This is a genomic window from Streptococcus sp. CF7_Ac1-12, from assembly GCF_024295905.1.
GTDB classification, from domain to species: domain Bacteria; phylum Bacillota; class Bacilli; order Lactobacillales; family Streptococcaceae; genus Streptococcus; species Streptococcus mitis_AP.
On sequence record NZ_JANCPG010000001.1, the window covers coordinates 1 to 15329 of the forward strand.

Annotated in this window: 9 protein-coding genes and 1 pseudogene; 9 read left to right on the forward strand and 1 reads right to left on the reverse strand. The window is 42.6% G+C overall.

What is annotated here, in order from left to right; genetic code table 11:
• Positions 1 to 1371 (forward strand): LPXTG cell wall anchor domain-containing protein (locus NMM17_RS00005; protein ID WP_254753609.1); only part of this gene is annotated, 1371 nt, incomplete at its 5' end.
• A 113-nt stretch (positions 1372 to 1484) separates the two neighbouring features.
• On the opposite strand, the gene NMM17_RS00010 is transcribed toward NMM17_RS00005, so the two are convergent.
• Positions 1485 to 3581 carry a GH92 family glycosyl hydrolase gene (locus NMM17_RS00010; RefSeq protein ID WP_254753610.1) on the reverse strand — a complete coding sequence of 699 codons (2097 nt, stop codon included), beginning with the start codon at positions 3579 to 3581 and terminating at the stop codon, positions 1485 to 1487.
• A gap of 170 nt (positions 3582 to 3751) precedes the next feature.
• Here NMM17_RS00010 and NMM17_RS00015 point away from each other — a divergent pair, with 170 nt between their 5' ends.
• The 8 genes and pseudogenes from NMM17_RS00015 (at position 3752) to NMM17_RS00050 (ending at position 15304) form a co-directional block, all read left to right on the forward strand.
• Complete coding sequence (locus NMM17_RS00015) at positions 3752 to 5032, forward strand: glycoside hydrolase family 125 protein (RefSeq protein ID WP_254753611.1); 1281 nt, start codon at positions 3752 to 3754, stop codon at positions 5030 to 5032.
• 210 nt (positions 5033 to 5242) lie between these two features.
• Positions 5243 to 7888: an alpha-mannosidase gene (locus NMM17_RS00020; RefSeq protein ID WP_254753612.1), complete on the forward strand. Its 2646-nt coding sequence runs from the start codon at positions 5243 to 5245 to the stop codon at positions 7886 to 7888.
• An 83-nt stretch (positions 7889 to 7971) separates the two neighbouring features.
• On the forward strand, positions 7972 to 8841 hold the full coding sequence (locus tag NMM17_RS00025) for an ROK family protein (RefSeq protein WP_254753671.1): 870 nt from the start codon (positions 7972 to 7974) through the stop codon (positions 8839 to 8841).
• Entirely contained in the window at positions 8835 to 10715 is a 1881-nt protein-coding gene (locus tag NMM17_RS00030) for a beta-N-acetylhexosaminidase (RefSeq protein ID WP_254753613.1), read from the forward strand. Before NMM17_RS00025 ends, NMM17_RS00030 begins: the two co-directional genes overlap by 7 nt.
• Before the next feature lie 210 nt (positions 10716 to 10925).
• Positions 10926 to 11855, forward strand: a complete 930-nt coding sequence (locus NMM17_RS00035; RefSeq protein ID WP_001032150.1) for a sugar ABC transporter permease — start codon at positions 10926 to 10928, stop codon at positions 11853 to 11855.
• A gap of 13 nt (positions 11856 to 11868) precedes the next feature.
• Positions 11869 to 12792, forward strand: a complete 924-nt coding sequence (locus NMM17_RS00040) for a carbohydrate ABC transporter permease (RefSeq protein WP_254753614.1) — start codon at positions 11869 to 11871, stop codon at positions 12790 to 12792.
• A gap of 103 nt (positions 12793 to 12895) precedes the next feature.
• Positions 12896 to 14380: an ABC transporter substrate-binding protein gene (locus NMM17_RS00045; protein ID WP_000800391.1), complete on the forward strand. Its 1485-nt coding sequence runs from the start codon at positions 12896 to 12898 to the stop codon at positions 14378 to 14380.
• 235 nt (positions 14381 to 14615) lie between these two features.
• Positions 14616 to 15304: pseudogene (locus tag NMM17_RS00050) on the forward strand (lysostaphin resistance A-like protein).
• Positions 15305 to 15329 lie beyond the last annotated feature (25 nt).

The following is a 15329-nucleotide window of genomic DNA, read 5'->3' on the forward strand; positions in this document are numbered from 1 at the left end:
GATGCTGAGAAAAAAGCGATCGAAGACAAAGTTAAAGCAGTCAACCCAGGATCTAAAGTCGTAGTAGATGATAAAGGAAACGCAACAGTCACAACACCAGAAGGTAAAACAGCAACAATTCCAGCAACAGACTTAACTAAGTCAGCATCAGACGCAGGTAAAGAAAATGCAGGAAATGGTGCAAACACACCAGCAACTAAGACAGTAGTTAAGGATCCAGCTAACTTAACAGATGAAGAAAAAGCAAAAGTTAAGAAAGCAGTAGAGGATGTAAACCCAGGATCAACTGTAGTAGTAAATGATAAAGGTGATGTAATCGTTACTAAAGGTGATGGAACAGTATTAGTAATCCCAGAACTTGACTTAGTAATTCCAGAAGATAAATTAACTGATCCAACTCAACAAAATGGTGTAAACACACCAGCAACTAGAGTGTTAGTTGGAGATAAAGCTAAATTAACAGCTGATGAAATTGAAAAAGTTAAAGAATCAATTAAAGCAGTCAACCCAGGATCAACTGTAGTAGTAGACGAAAACGGAAATGCGACAGTAACAACTCCAGAAGGTAAGACAGCAACAATTCCAGCAGCTCAATTAGTTAAAGATGCTAAAGATGTTGCAGCTAAGAACAATGGTGAAAACATCAACGTTGACTTCGAAAAAGAAACAGTAGCAGACTTCAATAACTTAACAGATGCAGAAAAAGAAGCTGCAAAAGCTAAGATTAAAGGAGCAAATGCTGATGTAGTAGAAGTTATCTTCGACAAAGCAGGAAACGCAACTGTAATTACTAAAGATGGTAAAGTTTACACAATCGTAGCTAAAGATATCTTTAAACAACGTCCATATGTACCATCAAATGGTGGAGACAATAACAGTGGTAACGGTAACGGAGCTACTAACACTGACGCAAAAGTGGATAAAGCTAAGTTAGAAGGTGCTATCCATCAATTAGATGAATTGATCATTAAAGAATCAGCTAAGCTTGATGCAGAAACTGCAAAAGAAGCGAATGCATTATCAGCAGATGCTAAGAAAGTATTTGCTAATGCAGACGCAAGTCAAGCAGAAGTGGATGCAATGGTTAAACGTATCGAAGACTTCATGGCGAAAGTTGCTTCATCAACTGATCATGCAGCTCCAGCTAATGACCAAGCTGCCCAAACATCAGCTGTAGCTCCAGCTACTGCTCAAGCAGCAGCTAATGCTGGTCAAACAGCATCAGCACAAGCAAATGCGCGTAAAGCGGCTAAAGAATTGCCAAATACAGGTACAGCAGATTCTACTGTAGCTATGGTAGCAGCTGCCGCAAGTGCAGTACTTGGTCTTGGTCTTGCAGGCCGTCGTCGTAAAGAAGACGAAGAAGCTTAATTGGTAGATTGTTGGATAATTATCAGATGATAAGTCCGATTTTCAAAGCTTAAACAAGTACCTCTCATAAGAAAATCTCCTAGCAGTAAAGTCTGCTAGGAGATTTTTGCATTTCAGAAAGTGGACGGATGACTTGGCAACCAGCTGAGGGTAAAGGTTAGCTGTTCAGCTTTTAGGAGGTCTTGGTGTTGAATAGTTGATACGAGTTTTTTGTCTAGTCGGCATTCTTTTACAAAGTTGAAATGGCTGTGGTTTTGTTTAGAATGGATATCCAGCCATTTATCTTCTTTAGCCAGATAGACTCGGAGATGGTCAAAGAGAGGAATTCCGAGGTCATAGCTTGGTTTTCCTGGACAGGTCGGATAAAATCCGAGAGCTGACCAGATATACCAAGCCGAGAGACTACCGTTATCCTCATCACCAGGATAGGCTTGCCAGTTTGCGTGAAAGGCTTTCTGACGGAGAGTCTTGATGAGAAGGGCAGTGTAGTCAGGATAGTCGCTGTAGAGGAAGAGATAAGGAATGTGGAAGCTCGGCTGGTTGGAAATAGCGACTTGTCCAAACGGAGCTGTAGCCATTTCGCTCATTTCATGAATCTCGTAACCATAGCCTGTTGTCTCAAAGAGAGGAGCATCTTGACAGGTTTTCAAAAGATAGTTGCTAAAGGCTTCTTTGCCACCCATAAGTTGGATTAAGCCTGGGATGTCGTGGAGGACGCCTAAAGTTGCTTGGATGGCAGAGCATTCGGCATAATCACGTCCCCAACTATAAGGAGAGAAGTCAGGGCGGAAGTTGCCTTGGTTGTCACGCGCTCGCATGTAACCTGTCTCAGCGTCAAATAGATGGCGGTAATTTTGTGATACGGCCTTGTAGGTTTCAGCAATCTCTATTTGCCCTAGTTTTTCAGCACAGCGAGCGATACAAAAATCGCTATAGGCATAGTCTAGGGTATGGCTAACACTTTCGTGGTGGTCGGTAGAGAGATAACCTAGTTCTTGGTATTGAGCTAGTCCGTGACGACCATTGATGCCAAGAGGATCAGATTTGGTAGCTGTTTCAAGCATGGCTTGGAGGAGTTCTTCTTCTAGGTCGGGGGCCATGTCCTTGCAGGCGCTATCTGCGATAATACCGTCTAAAAGTGTACCTGGCATCATACCCCGTTCATCTGGGGCCAGCCATTTTGGAAGGAAACCAGTATCGCGGTAGCTATTGAGAAAACCTTCTAAAAAACGGTGGTAGTGTTCTGGTATGATAAGGGCAAAGAGGGGGAAGGTGGTGCGGAAGGTATCCCAGAAACCATTGTTGCTGAAGAGGACACCAGGTTTGACAGTGTCAGTGGACAAATCAATGTGGATGACTTGTCCTGATTCATTAACCTCATAAAAAGTCTGAGGAAAGAGGAAGAGTCTGTAGAGACAGTGGTCAAATAAGGTTCGGTCAACCTCTCCTGTCTCTATAATGTCAAAACGATGGAGGAGATTTTCCCAGTCCGCTTGCGCATTTGCTTTACAGTTATCAAAATCTTTTTGAGGTAGATTGATTAGAGCTTGAGAAGGAGAGATGAAAGAAGTCCCTAGTTGAATCTCAGCATGGCTATCTGCCAGGTCGATTCGCCAGTCTTCGCCTTCTTGGCTGATAGCAAGAATATCCGTATTCATTTGTAGGGCAGTGAACATAGTGAGTGGATTTTTGTTGGTTTCAGTTTTGCCTTCTTGTTGCAGGGCAAGAGTTCGCTTATCTACTTGCTCTACGGTCAGTTCATCTGCTGCGTGAAGATAGAGGGAGAGGGATTTGCCTTGCTTTTGCTCCAAACGAATAGAAGCACCGTAGCAAGTCGGTGTAAGCTGGCTTTCAATCTGATAGCGCAGGGAGAAAATCTTCAAATAATGAGGTTGGAAAGAGGCCTTATCTATGTCATAAGAAGACTGACGATGGAAGAGGCTGTCTCCGCCTAGCTGGCCTGTGACAGGTGTCAGAAGGAGCCAAGAGTAGTCTCCAATCCAAGGGCTGGGCTGGTGGGTTAAACGAATCCCCTGAAAGATAGGCAGATGTGGATCGAAAAACCAAGATCCATCCTGGTCACTGGTCTGGGGTACAAAGTAATTCATCCCAAAAGGAACGCCTGTGTATGGCAGGGTATTTCCCCGAGAAAAGGCATGCTTGCTGGCAGTTCCAAATCGGGTATCGATGCTTTCAAGTAGTGGTTTCATAGTCTTTCCTTTAGCTGTTTTTCTACATTATATCAGAAAAATGGGGCCTTTAGAAAAGGAGTTTCAAAGATAACTATTTTGTAGAAAAATGACTATCATTTGTGTATGTATTTTCTGCCTCAAAAGCTATATACTGAAAATGAAACTTGTTTGAAAGAGGATACTGCACGATGATTTATTCAAAAGAAATTGTTAGAGAATGGCTAGATGAAGTAGCGGAGCGAGCTAAGGACCATCCAGAGTGGGTGGATGTTTTCGAGCGTTGCTACACTGACACTTTGGACAATACGGTTGAAATTCTCGAAGACGGTTCAACTTTTGTCTTGACTGGGGATATTCCTGCTATGTGGCTTCGGGATTCGACAGCCCAACTCAGACCTTACCTGCATGTGGCTAAAAGGGATGCCCTCCTGCGTCAGACCATTGCAGGTTTGGTCAAACGTCAGATGACCTTGGTACTCAAGGATCCTTATGCCAATTCCTTCAACATTGAGGAAAACTGGAAGGGACACCACGAGACCGACCATACCGACCTCAATGGCTGGATTTGGGAACGCAAGTATGAGGTGGATTCGCTTTGCTATCCTTTGCAGTTGGCTTATCTCCTCTGGAAAGAGACTGGTGAGACTAGCCAGTTTGATGAGACTTTTGTCGCAGCGACTAAGGAGATTCTCCATCTTTGGACGGTTGAACAAGACCATAACAACTCTCCTTATCGTTTTGTTCGAGATACGGACCGTAAGGAAGACACCTTGGTAAATGATGGATTTGGCCCTGACTTTGCAGTGACAGGTATGACTTGGTCAGCCTTTCGTCCGAGTGATGACTGTTGTCAGTATAGTTACTTGATTCCGTCAAATATGTTTGCTGTAGTAGTCTTGGGTTATGTGCAAGAGATCTTCGCAGCATTAAATCTAGCTGATAGCCAGAGTGTTATCACAGACGCTAAGCGTCTTCAGGATGAAATCCAAGAAGGCATCGAAAACTACGCCTACACAAGCAACAGCAAGGGCGAAAAGATTTATGCCTTTGAAGTGGATGGTCTAGGAAATGCCAGCATCATGGATGATCCAAACGTACCAAGTTTGTTGGCTGCGCCTTATCTGGGCTACTGCGATATTGACGACGAAGTCTATCAAGCAACTCGTTGTACCATTTTGAGCCCTGAAAATCCATACTTCTACCAAGGAGAATACGCTAGCGGTCTCGGCAGTTCTCATACCTTCTATCGCTATATCTGGCCCATCGCTCTTTCTATTCAAGGCTTGACAACGACAGATAAAGCAGAGAAGAAATTCTTGCTGGATCAGCTGGTTGCTTGTGATGGGGGGACAGGTGTCATGCATGAAAGCTTCCACGTGGACGATCCAACTCTCTACTCTCGTGAATGGTTCTCTTGGGCCAACATGATGTTCTGTGAATTGGTATTGGATTACTTGGATATCCGTTAATCTAGGATTTTACTTGTTTTTAGCCAATTTACCAAGACAAAGTAGCTAAATATATACTTCTTTCAAATTTCCTCTCAAATCATAGTTAAATTCTTGATAAATAAAATATTTAGAGTTAAACTGTTGGTGATTTGTTGAATTTGATTGAGCAAATCTTACATCCAAAAACGTTAACAATAAAAATTTAAATTTAGAATGAGGTTTTACTTCATGGAAAATGTTGTTGTACATATTATCTCACATAGTCACTGGGACCGTGAGTGGTACTTGCCTTTTGAAAGCCACCGTATGCAGTTGGTGGAATTGTTTGACAATCTCTTTGATCTTTTTGAAAATGACCCTGAGTTCAAGAGTTTCCATTTAGACGGGCAAACTATTGTCCTTGATGACTACTTGGAGATTCGTCCTGAAAATCGCGACAAAGTTCAACAGTACATCGACGAAGGAAAATTGAAAATTGGTCCCTTCTATATCTTGCAGGATGATTACTTGATTTCAAGTGAAGCCAATGTCCGCAATACCTTGATTGGTCAGCAGGAAGCTGCAAAGTGGGGCAAATCCACTCAGATTGGTTACTTCCCAGATACCTTTGGAAATATGGGACAAGCGCCTCAAATCCTTCAAAAATCAGGCATTCACGTGGCCGCTTTCGGTCGTGGTGTGAAGCCGATTGGATTTGACAACCAAGTCCTCGAAGATGAGCAGTTTACTTCCCAGTTTTCAGAAATGTACTGGCAGGGTGCGGACGGAAGTCGTGTCCTCGGGATTCTCTTTGCCAACTGGTACAGTAATGGGAATGAAATTCCAGTGGATAAAGACGAGGCTTTGACCTTCTGGAAACAAAAACTGGCAGACGTGCGTGACTACGCTTCTACCAACCAATGGTTGATGATGAACGGTTGTGACCACCAGCCTGTCCAGAAAAATCTGAGCGAAGCCATTCGTGTGGCAAATGAACTCTTCCCAGATGTAACCTTTGTTCATAGTTCTTTTGATGAATATGTTCAAGCCGTGGAAAGTGCCCTACCAGAGCAGTTATCAACGGTTACAGGTGAGCTGACCAGTCAGGAAACAGATGGCTGGTACACACTTGCCAACACTTCTTCATCCCGCATTTACCTCAAACAAGCCTTCCAAGAAAATAGCAACCTCCTAGAGCAAATTGTAGAACCACTGACTATTATAACTGGTGGCCACAACCACAAGGACCAGTTGACCTATGCTTGGAAAACTCTTTTGCAGAATGCGCCGCATGATAGCATCTGTGGCTGTAGCGTGGACGAGGTTCACCGAGAGATGGAAACTCGTTTTGCCAAGGTCCACCAAGTTGGAAACTTTGTTAAGAGCAATCTTCTTAACGAGTGGAAGGGCAAAATAGCTACAGCTAAGGCTCAAAGTGACTATCTCTTTACTGTCATTAACACAGGCTTGCATGATAAGGTTGATACTGTCAGCACAGTGATTGATGTAGCGACTTGTGATTTCAAGGAATTGCACCCAACAGAAGGTTATAAGAAGATGGCTGCTTTGACCTTGCCAAGTTACCGTGTGGAGGACTTGGATGGGCGTCCTGTAGAGGCTAAAATCGAAGACCTCGGAGCTAATTTTGAGTACGATTTACCAAAAGACAAGTTCCGCCAAGCTCGTATCGCCCGCCAAGTGCGCGTGACTATCCCTGTTCATCTAGCACCTCTCTCTTGGACAACCTTCCAATTGCTGGAAGGAGAGCAAGAACATCGTGATGGTATTTACCAAAACGGGGTGATTGATACACCATTTGTAACGGTGAGTGTGGATGACAATATCACAGTCTATGACAAGACAACTCACGAAGCCTATGAAGATTTTATCCGCTTCGAAGACCGTGGTGATATTGGAAACGAGTATATCTATTTCCAACCAAAAGGAACAGAGCCAATCTATGCAGAACTTAAGAGCTACGAGGTCTTGGAAAACACAGCTCGCTACGCTAAGATTTTGCTCAAACATGAATTGACCGTGCCTGTCAGTGCAGATGAAAAGCTAGAAGAAGAGCAAAAAGGCATCATCGAGTTTATGAAGCGTGAAGCTGGACGTTCAGAAGAATTGACAAGCATTCCTCTTGAAACTGAGATGACTATCTTCGTTGATAATCCACAAATCCGTTGCAAGACTCGCTTTACCAACACTGCCAAAGACCACCGTATCCGTCTCTTGGTCAAGACTCATAATACACGTCCAAGCAACGATTCTGAAAGCATCTATGAGGTGGTGACACGACCAAACAAACCAGCTGCTTCTTGGGAAAATCCTGAAAATCCTCAACACCAACAAGCCTTTGTCAGCCTGTATGATGATGAAAAAGGGGTGACTGTATCTAACAAGGGATTGAATGAATACGAAATCCTTGGAGACGACACCATTGCAGTGACGATTCTGCGTGCATCAGGTGAGTTGGGTGACTGGGGTTACTTCCCAACACCAGAAGCCCAATGCTTGCGTGAGTTTGAAGTCGAGTTTGCGCTTGAGTGCCACCAAGCCCAAGAACGCTTCTCAGCTTTCCGTCGCGCTAAAGCCTTGCAGACACCATTTACCAGCCTTCAGCTTGCTAGACAGGAAGGAAGCGTGGCTGCGACTGGTAGCCTCTTGAGCCATTCTGTTCTCAGCATACCGCAAATCTGTCCAACAGCCTTTAAGGTAGCTGAAAATGAAGAAGGCTATGTTCTTCGTTACTATAATATGTGTAGTGAAAATGTACGTGTACCAGAAAGTCAACATCTCTTCCTTGACCTACTTGAACGACCATACCCAGTTCATAGAGGCCTCATTTCACCACAAGAGATTCGTACAGAATTCATCAAAAAAGAAGAAATTTAATTTCAAAAAGTAAACATAAAAAGAAAGGAGGGGCGAAAAGGTAAGAACTAACTGCTGATTCGCCCCTTTTTATGGTAAAAACAATGACCATTGCAACAATTGATATCGGAGGGACTGGGATTAAGTTTGCCAGTCTGACTCCTGATGGGAAAATACTGAATAAGACAAGTATCCCAACACCAGAAAACTTGGAGGACTTACTAGCTTGGCTAAATCAACGTTTGTCAGAGCAGGATTATAGCGGGATTGCTATGAGCGTTCCAGGTGCGGTCAATCAAGAGACAGGTGTGATTGATGGCTTCAGTGCCGTGCCTTATATCCACGGATTTTCTTGGTATGAGGCGCTTAGCTCTTATCAGATTCCTGTCCATCTGGAAAATGATGCCAACTGCGTTGGACTCAGTGAATTACTGGCTCATCCAGAACTTGAAAATGCAGCCTGTGTCGTGATTGGGACAGGGATTGGCGGAGCCATGATTATCAATGGTAGACTTCATCGAGGTCGCCACGGTCTGGGTGGAGAATTTGGCTACATGACCACCCTTGCCCCTGCTGAAAAGCTCAACAACTGGTCGCAACTAGCGTCAACTGGGAATATGGTACGCTACGTGATTGAAAAATCTGGTCAGACTGACTGGGACGGTCGCAAGATCTACCAAGAGGCTGCAGCTGGTAATGCCCTTTGCCAAGAAGCCATTGAGCGCATGAACCGCAATCTAGCGCAAGGCTTGCTCAATATCCAGTATCTCATTGATCCAGATGTCATCAGTCTGGGTGGCTCTATCAGTCAAAATCCCGAATTTATCCAAGGTGTCAAAAAAGCTGTCGATGACTTTGTCGAAACCTACGAAGAATACACAGTCGCACCAGTTATCCAAGCCTGCACCTATCATGCAGATGCCAATCTCTATGGTGCCCTTGTCAACTGGTTACAGGAGGAAAATCAATGGTAAGATTTACAGGAATTAGTCCCAAACAAGCGAAAGCTATTGAAGTATTAAAAAATCATATTTCTTTGCCAGATGTAGAGGTAGCAGTCGATCAGTCTGACCAAGTTTCTATCTCTATCAAGGGTGAGGGTGGTTACTATCAATTGACCTACCGCAAATCCCACCAACTCTACCGTGCCTTATCCTTGTTGGCAACAGCTCTAGCAGAAGGTGACAAGGTAGAGATTGAAGAACAAGCAGCTTATGAAGATTTGGCTTATATGGCAGACTGTTCGCGAAATGCAGTGCTGAATGTGGCTTCTGCCAAGCAGATGATTGAGGTTTTGGCTCTCATGGGCTACTCAACCTTTGAGCTTTACATGGAAGACACCTACCAGATTGAGGGGCAGCCTTACTTTGGCTATTTCCGTGGAGCTTATTCAGCAGAGGAGTTGCAGGAAATTGAAGCCTATGCCCAGCAGTTTGACATGACCTTTGTACCCTGCATCCAGACCTTGGCCCACTTGTCAGCCTTTGTCAAATGGGGTGTCAAGGAAGTGCAGGAGCTCCGTGATGTGGAGGACATTCTCCTCATTGGCGAAGAAAAGGTTTATAACCTGATTGATGGCATGTTTGCTACTTTGTCTAAGCTGCAAACACGTAAGGTCAATATCGGAATGGACGAAGCCCACTTGGTTGGCTTGGGACGTTACTTGATATTGAACGGTGTTGTGGATCGTAGTCTCCTCATGTGCCAACACTTGGAGCGCGTGCTGGATATTGCTGACAAATATGGTTTCCACTGCCAGATGTGGAGCGATATGTTCTTTAAACTTATGTCAGCAGATGGCCAGTACGACCGTGATGTGGAAATTCCAGAGGAAACTCGTGTCTACCTAGACCGTCTCAAAAACAGAGTGACTATGGTTTACTGGGACTATTATCAGGATAACGAGGAAAAATACAATCGCAATTTCCGTAACCATCATAAGATTAGCCATGACCTTGCCTTTGCAGGAGGAGCTTGGAAGTGGATTGGTTTCACACCCAACAACCATTTCAGCCGTCTCATAGCTCTTGAAGCGAATAAAGCCTGTCGTGCCAATCAGATCAAAGAAGTTATCGTGACGGGCTGGGGGGACAATGGTGGTGAGACCGCCCAGTTTTCTATCCTACCAAGCTTGCAAATCTGGGCAGAACTTAGCTATCGTAATGACCTAGACCGTTTGTCTGCACACTTCAAGGCCAACACAGGTCTATCAGTTGAAGATTTCATGCAGATTGACCTAGCTAACCTCTTACCAGACCTACCAGGCAATCTCAGTGGTATCAATCCCAACCGCTATGTCTTTTATCAGGATATTCTCTGTCCGATTCTTGACCGACACATGACACCTGAACAGGACAAACCGCACTTCGCTCAGGCTGCTGAGACGCTTGCTGCCATTAAAGAAAAAGCTGGCAACTATGCCTACCTCTTTGAAACTCAGACCCAGTTGAACCAGATTTTAAGTAGCAAAGTCGATGTGGGACGACGCATTCGTCAGGCTTACCAAGTGGGCGATAAAGAAAGTCTGCAAGAAATCGCAAGACAAGAATTACCAGAACTCAGAAGCCAGATTGAAGACTTCCATGCCCTATTTAGCCACCAATGGCTGAAAGAAAACAAGGTCTTTGGCTTGGATACGGTCGATATCCGCATGGGCGGACTCTTGCAACGCATTAAGCGAGCAGAAAGCCGTATCGAAGCTTATCTGGCTGGTCAGCTGGACCGCATCGATGAGTTAGAAGTGGAAATTCTGCCATTTACTGACTTCTACGCAGACAAGGACTTCGCAGCCACAACAGCCAACCAGTGGCATACCATTGCGACAGCTTCAACCATCTACACGACATAAGGAACAAGAACACCGTGCTATTACTCAGAGTGTTTCTCGTGAAACATCCCTTTCTTCAAAAGTACTCCACATAAAATAATTTGTGGAGTTTTTTCTATAATTAGTAGTTTAACCTAACCTACAAATAGGAGTATACTAATAATGTAATCGTTATCAAAATTCTAAAAAGGAATTTTTAGATGGGTATCAAAATAAAAAAGGGAGGAAATTATGAATAAGTTTTCAAAAACCTTGAGAGATAACTGGATTTTTCTCTTGATGGTTTTGCCAGGGGCACTCTGGTTGATTCTATTCTTCTACATTCCAGTATTTGGGAACGTGGTTGCCTTTAAAGATTACCACATGACCAGTAATGGTTTCATAGATAGTATCATGAATAGTAAATGGGTCGGACTCGATAATTTCAGATTCTTGTTTAGTTCAAAAGACGCCTTTATTATCACACGAAATACTGTCCTCTACAATCTCGGCTTTATCTTTATTGGCTTGATTGTATCAGTAGGGATTGCCATCATCCTCAGTGAACTTCGTTCTAAGAGAATGGTTAAGATCTTCCAAACTTCCATGTTGTTCCCTTACTTCTTGTCTTGGGTTATCATCAGTTTCTTTACAGATGCTTTCCTAAACATCGATAAAGGTGTGTTCAACCATTTCCTAGAATCTATCGGAATGAAGGAAATCAATTTCTACGCTGACTTGGGTATTTGGCCTTATCTCCTACTTTTCCTTGGTATTTGGAAAGGCTTTGGATATAGCAGTGTCATGTACTATGCGACAATCATGGGAATTGATCCAACCTACTACGAAGCAGCGACAGTGGATGGGGCTAGCAAATGGCAACGAATTCGCAATGTAACCATTCCGCAGTTGACACCATTGGTAACTGTATTGACCATCCTTGCAGTCGGAAACATCTTCCGTGCAGACTTTGGTCTCTTCTACCAAATCCCTCACAATGCTGGTCAGCTTTATAATGTAACCAACGTCTTGGACGTATATGTTTATAACGGTTTGACTCAGACAGCGGATATCGGGATGGCTTCAGCAGCAGGTCTCTACCAATCAGTTGTCGGCTTGATTCTGGTTATCCTATCAAACTTACTTGCAAGACGAGTTGATCCAAACTCAGCCTTGTTCTAGAAAGGAGGAGAATATGGCAGAAAAGAAAATTAAAAAAGAAAAAATTGATAATGTCGGCATTCACTCCTTCAGTAAGAAAGCAGATATCTTCTTTAGTACCATTTCTGGTTTGGTTGCCCTCTCTTGTATCCTACCCTTTGTATTCGTTATCGTTATTTCGGTGACAGATGAAAAGAGTATCCTCCAAAATGGATATAGCTTCTTCCCATCTCAATTTGGATTAGACGGTTTTGAATTTTTGGCACAGTTTAAGGATAAAATCCTCCAAGCCCTCTTCATCTCAGTCTTTGTAACAGTGGTGGGGACTATCACAAACGTTTTTATCACAACAACCTATGCCTACGCTATCTCACGGACAACCTTTAAGTATCGCAGATTCTTTACAATCTTTGCCCTTCTTAGTATGTTGTTCAATGCTGGTTTGGTACCGGGCTATATCGTGGTAACTCGTTTACTTCAACTTGGTGATACAGTTTGGGCCTTGATTGTTCCAATGCTTCTCTCACCATTTAACATCATCTTGATGCGTTCCTTCTTCAAGAAGACCATTCCAGAAGCCATTCTAGAATCCGCTCGTATCGATGGTGCTAGTGAGGCCCGGATCTTCTTCCAAATCTGTTTACCATTGTCACTACCAGGTATCGCAACCATTACGCTCTTAACAGCTCTTGGTTTCTGGAATGACTGGTTCAACGCCCTTCTTTATATCAAGAGTGACAACTTGTATCCATTGCAATATTTGCTCATGCAAATCCAGCAAAATATGGACTACATCGCCAAAGCAGTCGGCCTATCTGGTCAACTGGGAGTTGCTCTACCGAAAGAAACAGGACGTATGGCCATGGTTGTGGTGGAAACCCTCCCAATCGCGATTTTGTATCCATTCTTCCAACGCTACTTTGTAAAAGGTTTGACTATCGGTGGCGTGAAAGAATAGTGCTTGTTGAGAAAAATCATTTCTCATTTCCAAACTTCCCTTGCGTGAAGTTAAGATCATTACATTGTTTATAAGTTTAAAAATAAAAAAAGGAGTTTTTGTCATGAAAAACTGGAAAAAATATGCTTTTGCATCTGCTAGCGTAGTCGCTTTGGCTGCTGGTCTCGCTGCTTGTGGAAACCTTTCAGGTAACAGCAAAAAAGCTGCTGACTCAGCTTCAGGTGAAAAAACTGTTATCAAAATGTACCAAATCGGTGACAAACCAGATAACTTAGATGAATTGCTAGAAAATGCTAACAAAATCATCGGTGAAAAAGTTGGTGCTAAATTGGATATCCAATATCTTGGATGGGGTGACTATGATAAGAAAATGTCAGTTATCACATCATCTGGTGAAAACTACGATATCGCCTTTGCATCTAACTATGTTGTAAATGCTCAAAAAGGTGCCTATGCTGACTTGACTGACTTGTATAAGAAAGAAGGAGCAGAGCTTTATAAAGCACTTGACCCAGCTTACATCAAAGGTAACAGCATTAACGGTAAAATTTACGCAGTTCCAGTTGCAGCCAACGTTGCATCATCTCAAAACTTCGCCTTCAACGGAACTCTTCTTGCTAAATACGGTATCGATATTTCAGGTGTCACTTCATATGAAACACTTGAACCAGTCTTGAAACAAATCAAAGAAAAAGCTCCAGATGTAGTGCCATTTGCGGTTACTAAGAACTTTATCCCATCTGATAACTTTGACTACCCAGTTCCAAATGGACTTCCATTCGTTATCGACCTTGAAGGGGACACTACTAAGATCGTAAACCGTTACGAAGTGCCTCGCTTTAAAGAACACTTGAAGACTCTTCACAAATTCTATGAAGCTGGATACATTCCAAAAGACGTAGCAACAAGCGATACTTCATTTGACCTTCAACAAGATACTTGGTTCGTTCGTGAAGAAACAGTAGGACCAGCTGACTACGGTAACAGCTTGCTTTCACGTGTTGCAAACAAAGACATCCAAATCAAACCAATCACTAACTTCATCAAGAAAAACCAAACAACACAAGTTGCTAACTTTGTTATCTCAAACAACTCTAAGAACAAAGAAAAATCAATGGAAGTGTTGAACCTCTTGAACACTAACCCAGAACTCTTGAATGGTCTTGTTTATGGTCCAGAAGGCAAGAACTGGGAAAAAATTCCAGGTAAAGAAAACCGTGTTAAAGTCCTTGATGGCTACAAAGGAAACACTCACATGGGTGGATGGAACACTGGTAACAACTGGATCCTTTACATCAACGAAAACGTTACAGACCAACAAATCGAAGATTCTAAGAAACAATTGGCAGAAGCTAAAGAATCTCCAGCTCTTGGATTCATCTTTAACACTGACAATGTGAAATCTGAAATCTCTGCGATCTCTAACACAATGCAACAATTCGATACAGCTATCAACACTGGTACTGTAGACCCAGATAAAGCTATTCCAGAATTGATGGAAAAATTGAAATCTGAAGGTGCCTACGATAAAGTATTGAACGAAATGCAAAAACAATACGATGAATTCTTGAAAAACAAAAAATCATAAGATCAATTGATTTCGTGTATTCATTCCTAATTCCTAAAAATTAAATCACTGTTTTCCTCAGGTTTGTCTGGGGAAGGCAGTGATTTTTTGAAATAAAGACATAGATATTTCTGTTTCTCATTTCCCTTATTTTAACCATTCAGGAAATCTTAAGCACCATTTAGGATTTAGAGTAAGGATTTAGGAAATTATGGCTTATATTAGAGATGTTCCAAGTTTACAAAGGAGGGTTCACATGAAAAAGTATCAACTTCTATTCAAAATAAGTGCAGTCTTGTCTTACTTATTTTTCGTATTTGGCCTTTCTCAGCTAACGCTTATCGTCCAAAATTATTGGCAATTTTCTTCCCAGATTGGCAATTTCGTCTGGATTCAAAATCTTTTGAGTTTGCTATTTAGTGGAGTCATGATTTGGATTCTGGTTAAGACAGGGCACGGCTATCTTTTTCGCATTCCGAGAAAAAATGGCTTTGGTATTCGATTTTGACAGTATTAGTGGTAGTGCTCCAGATCTCTTTTAACGTTCAGACAGCTAAACATGTTCAGTCAACTGCTGAAGGTTGGGCCGTATTGATCGGTTATAGTGGGACCAACTTTGCTGAGCTAGGTATCTATATAACGTTGTTCTTTCTGACTCCACTTATGGAAGAGTTGATTTATAGGGGATTACTTCAACACGCCTTCTTTAAGCATTCGAGATTTTGCCTTGATTTGCTTCTTCCGTCAATTTTATTTGCTCTTCCTCATTCTTCAAGCCTGCCTAGTTTGTTAGATATCTTCGTCTTTGCAACATCTGGCATCATCTTTGCTAGTTTGACCCGCTATACCAAGAGCATTTATCCATCCTATGCGGTGCATGTGATTAATAATATTTTCGCGACATTACCATTTTTGCTGACTTTTTTACACAGGGTATTTGGGTGAAATATTGGTACGAGAGTTAGGAATG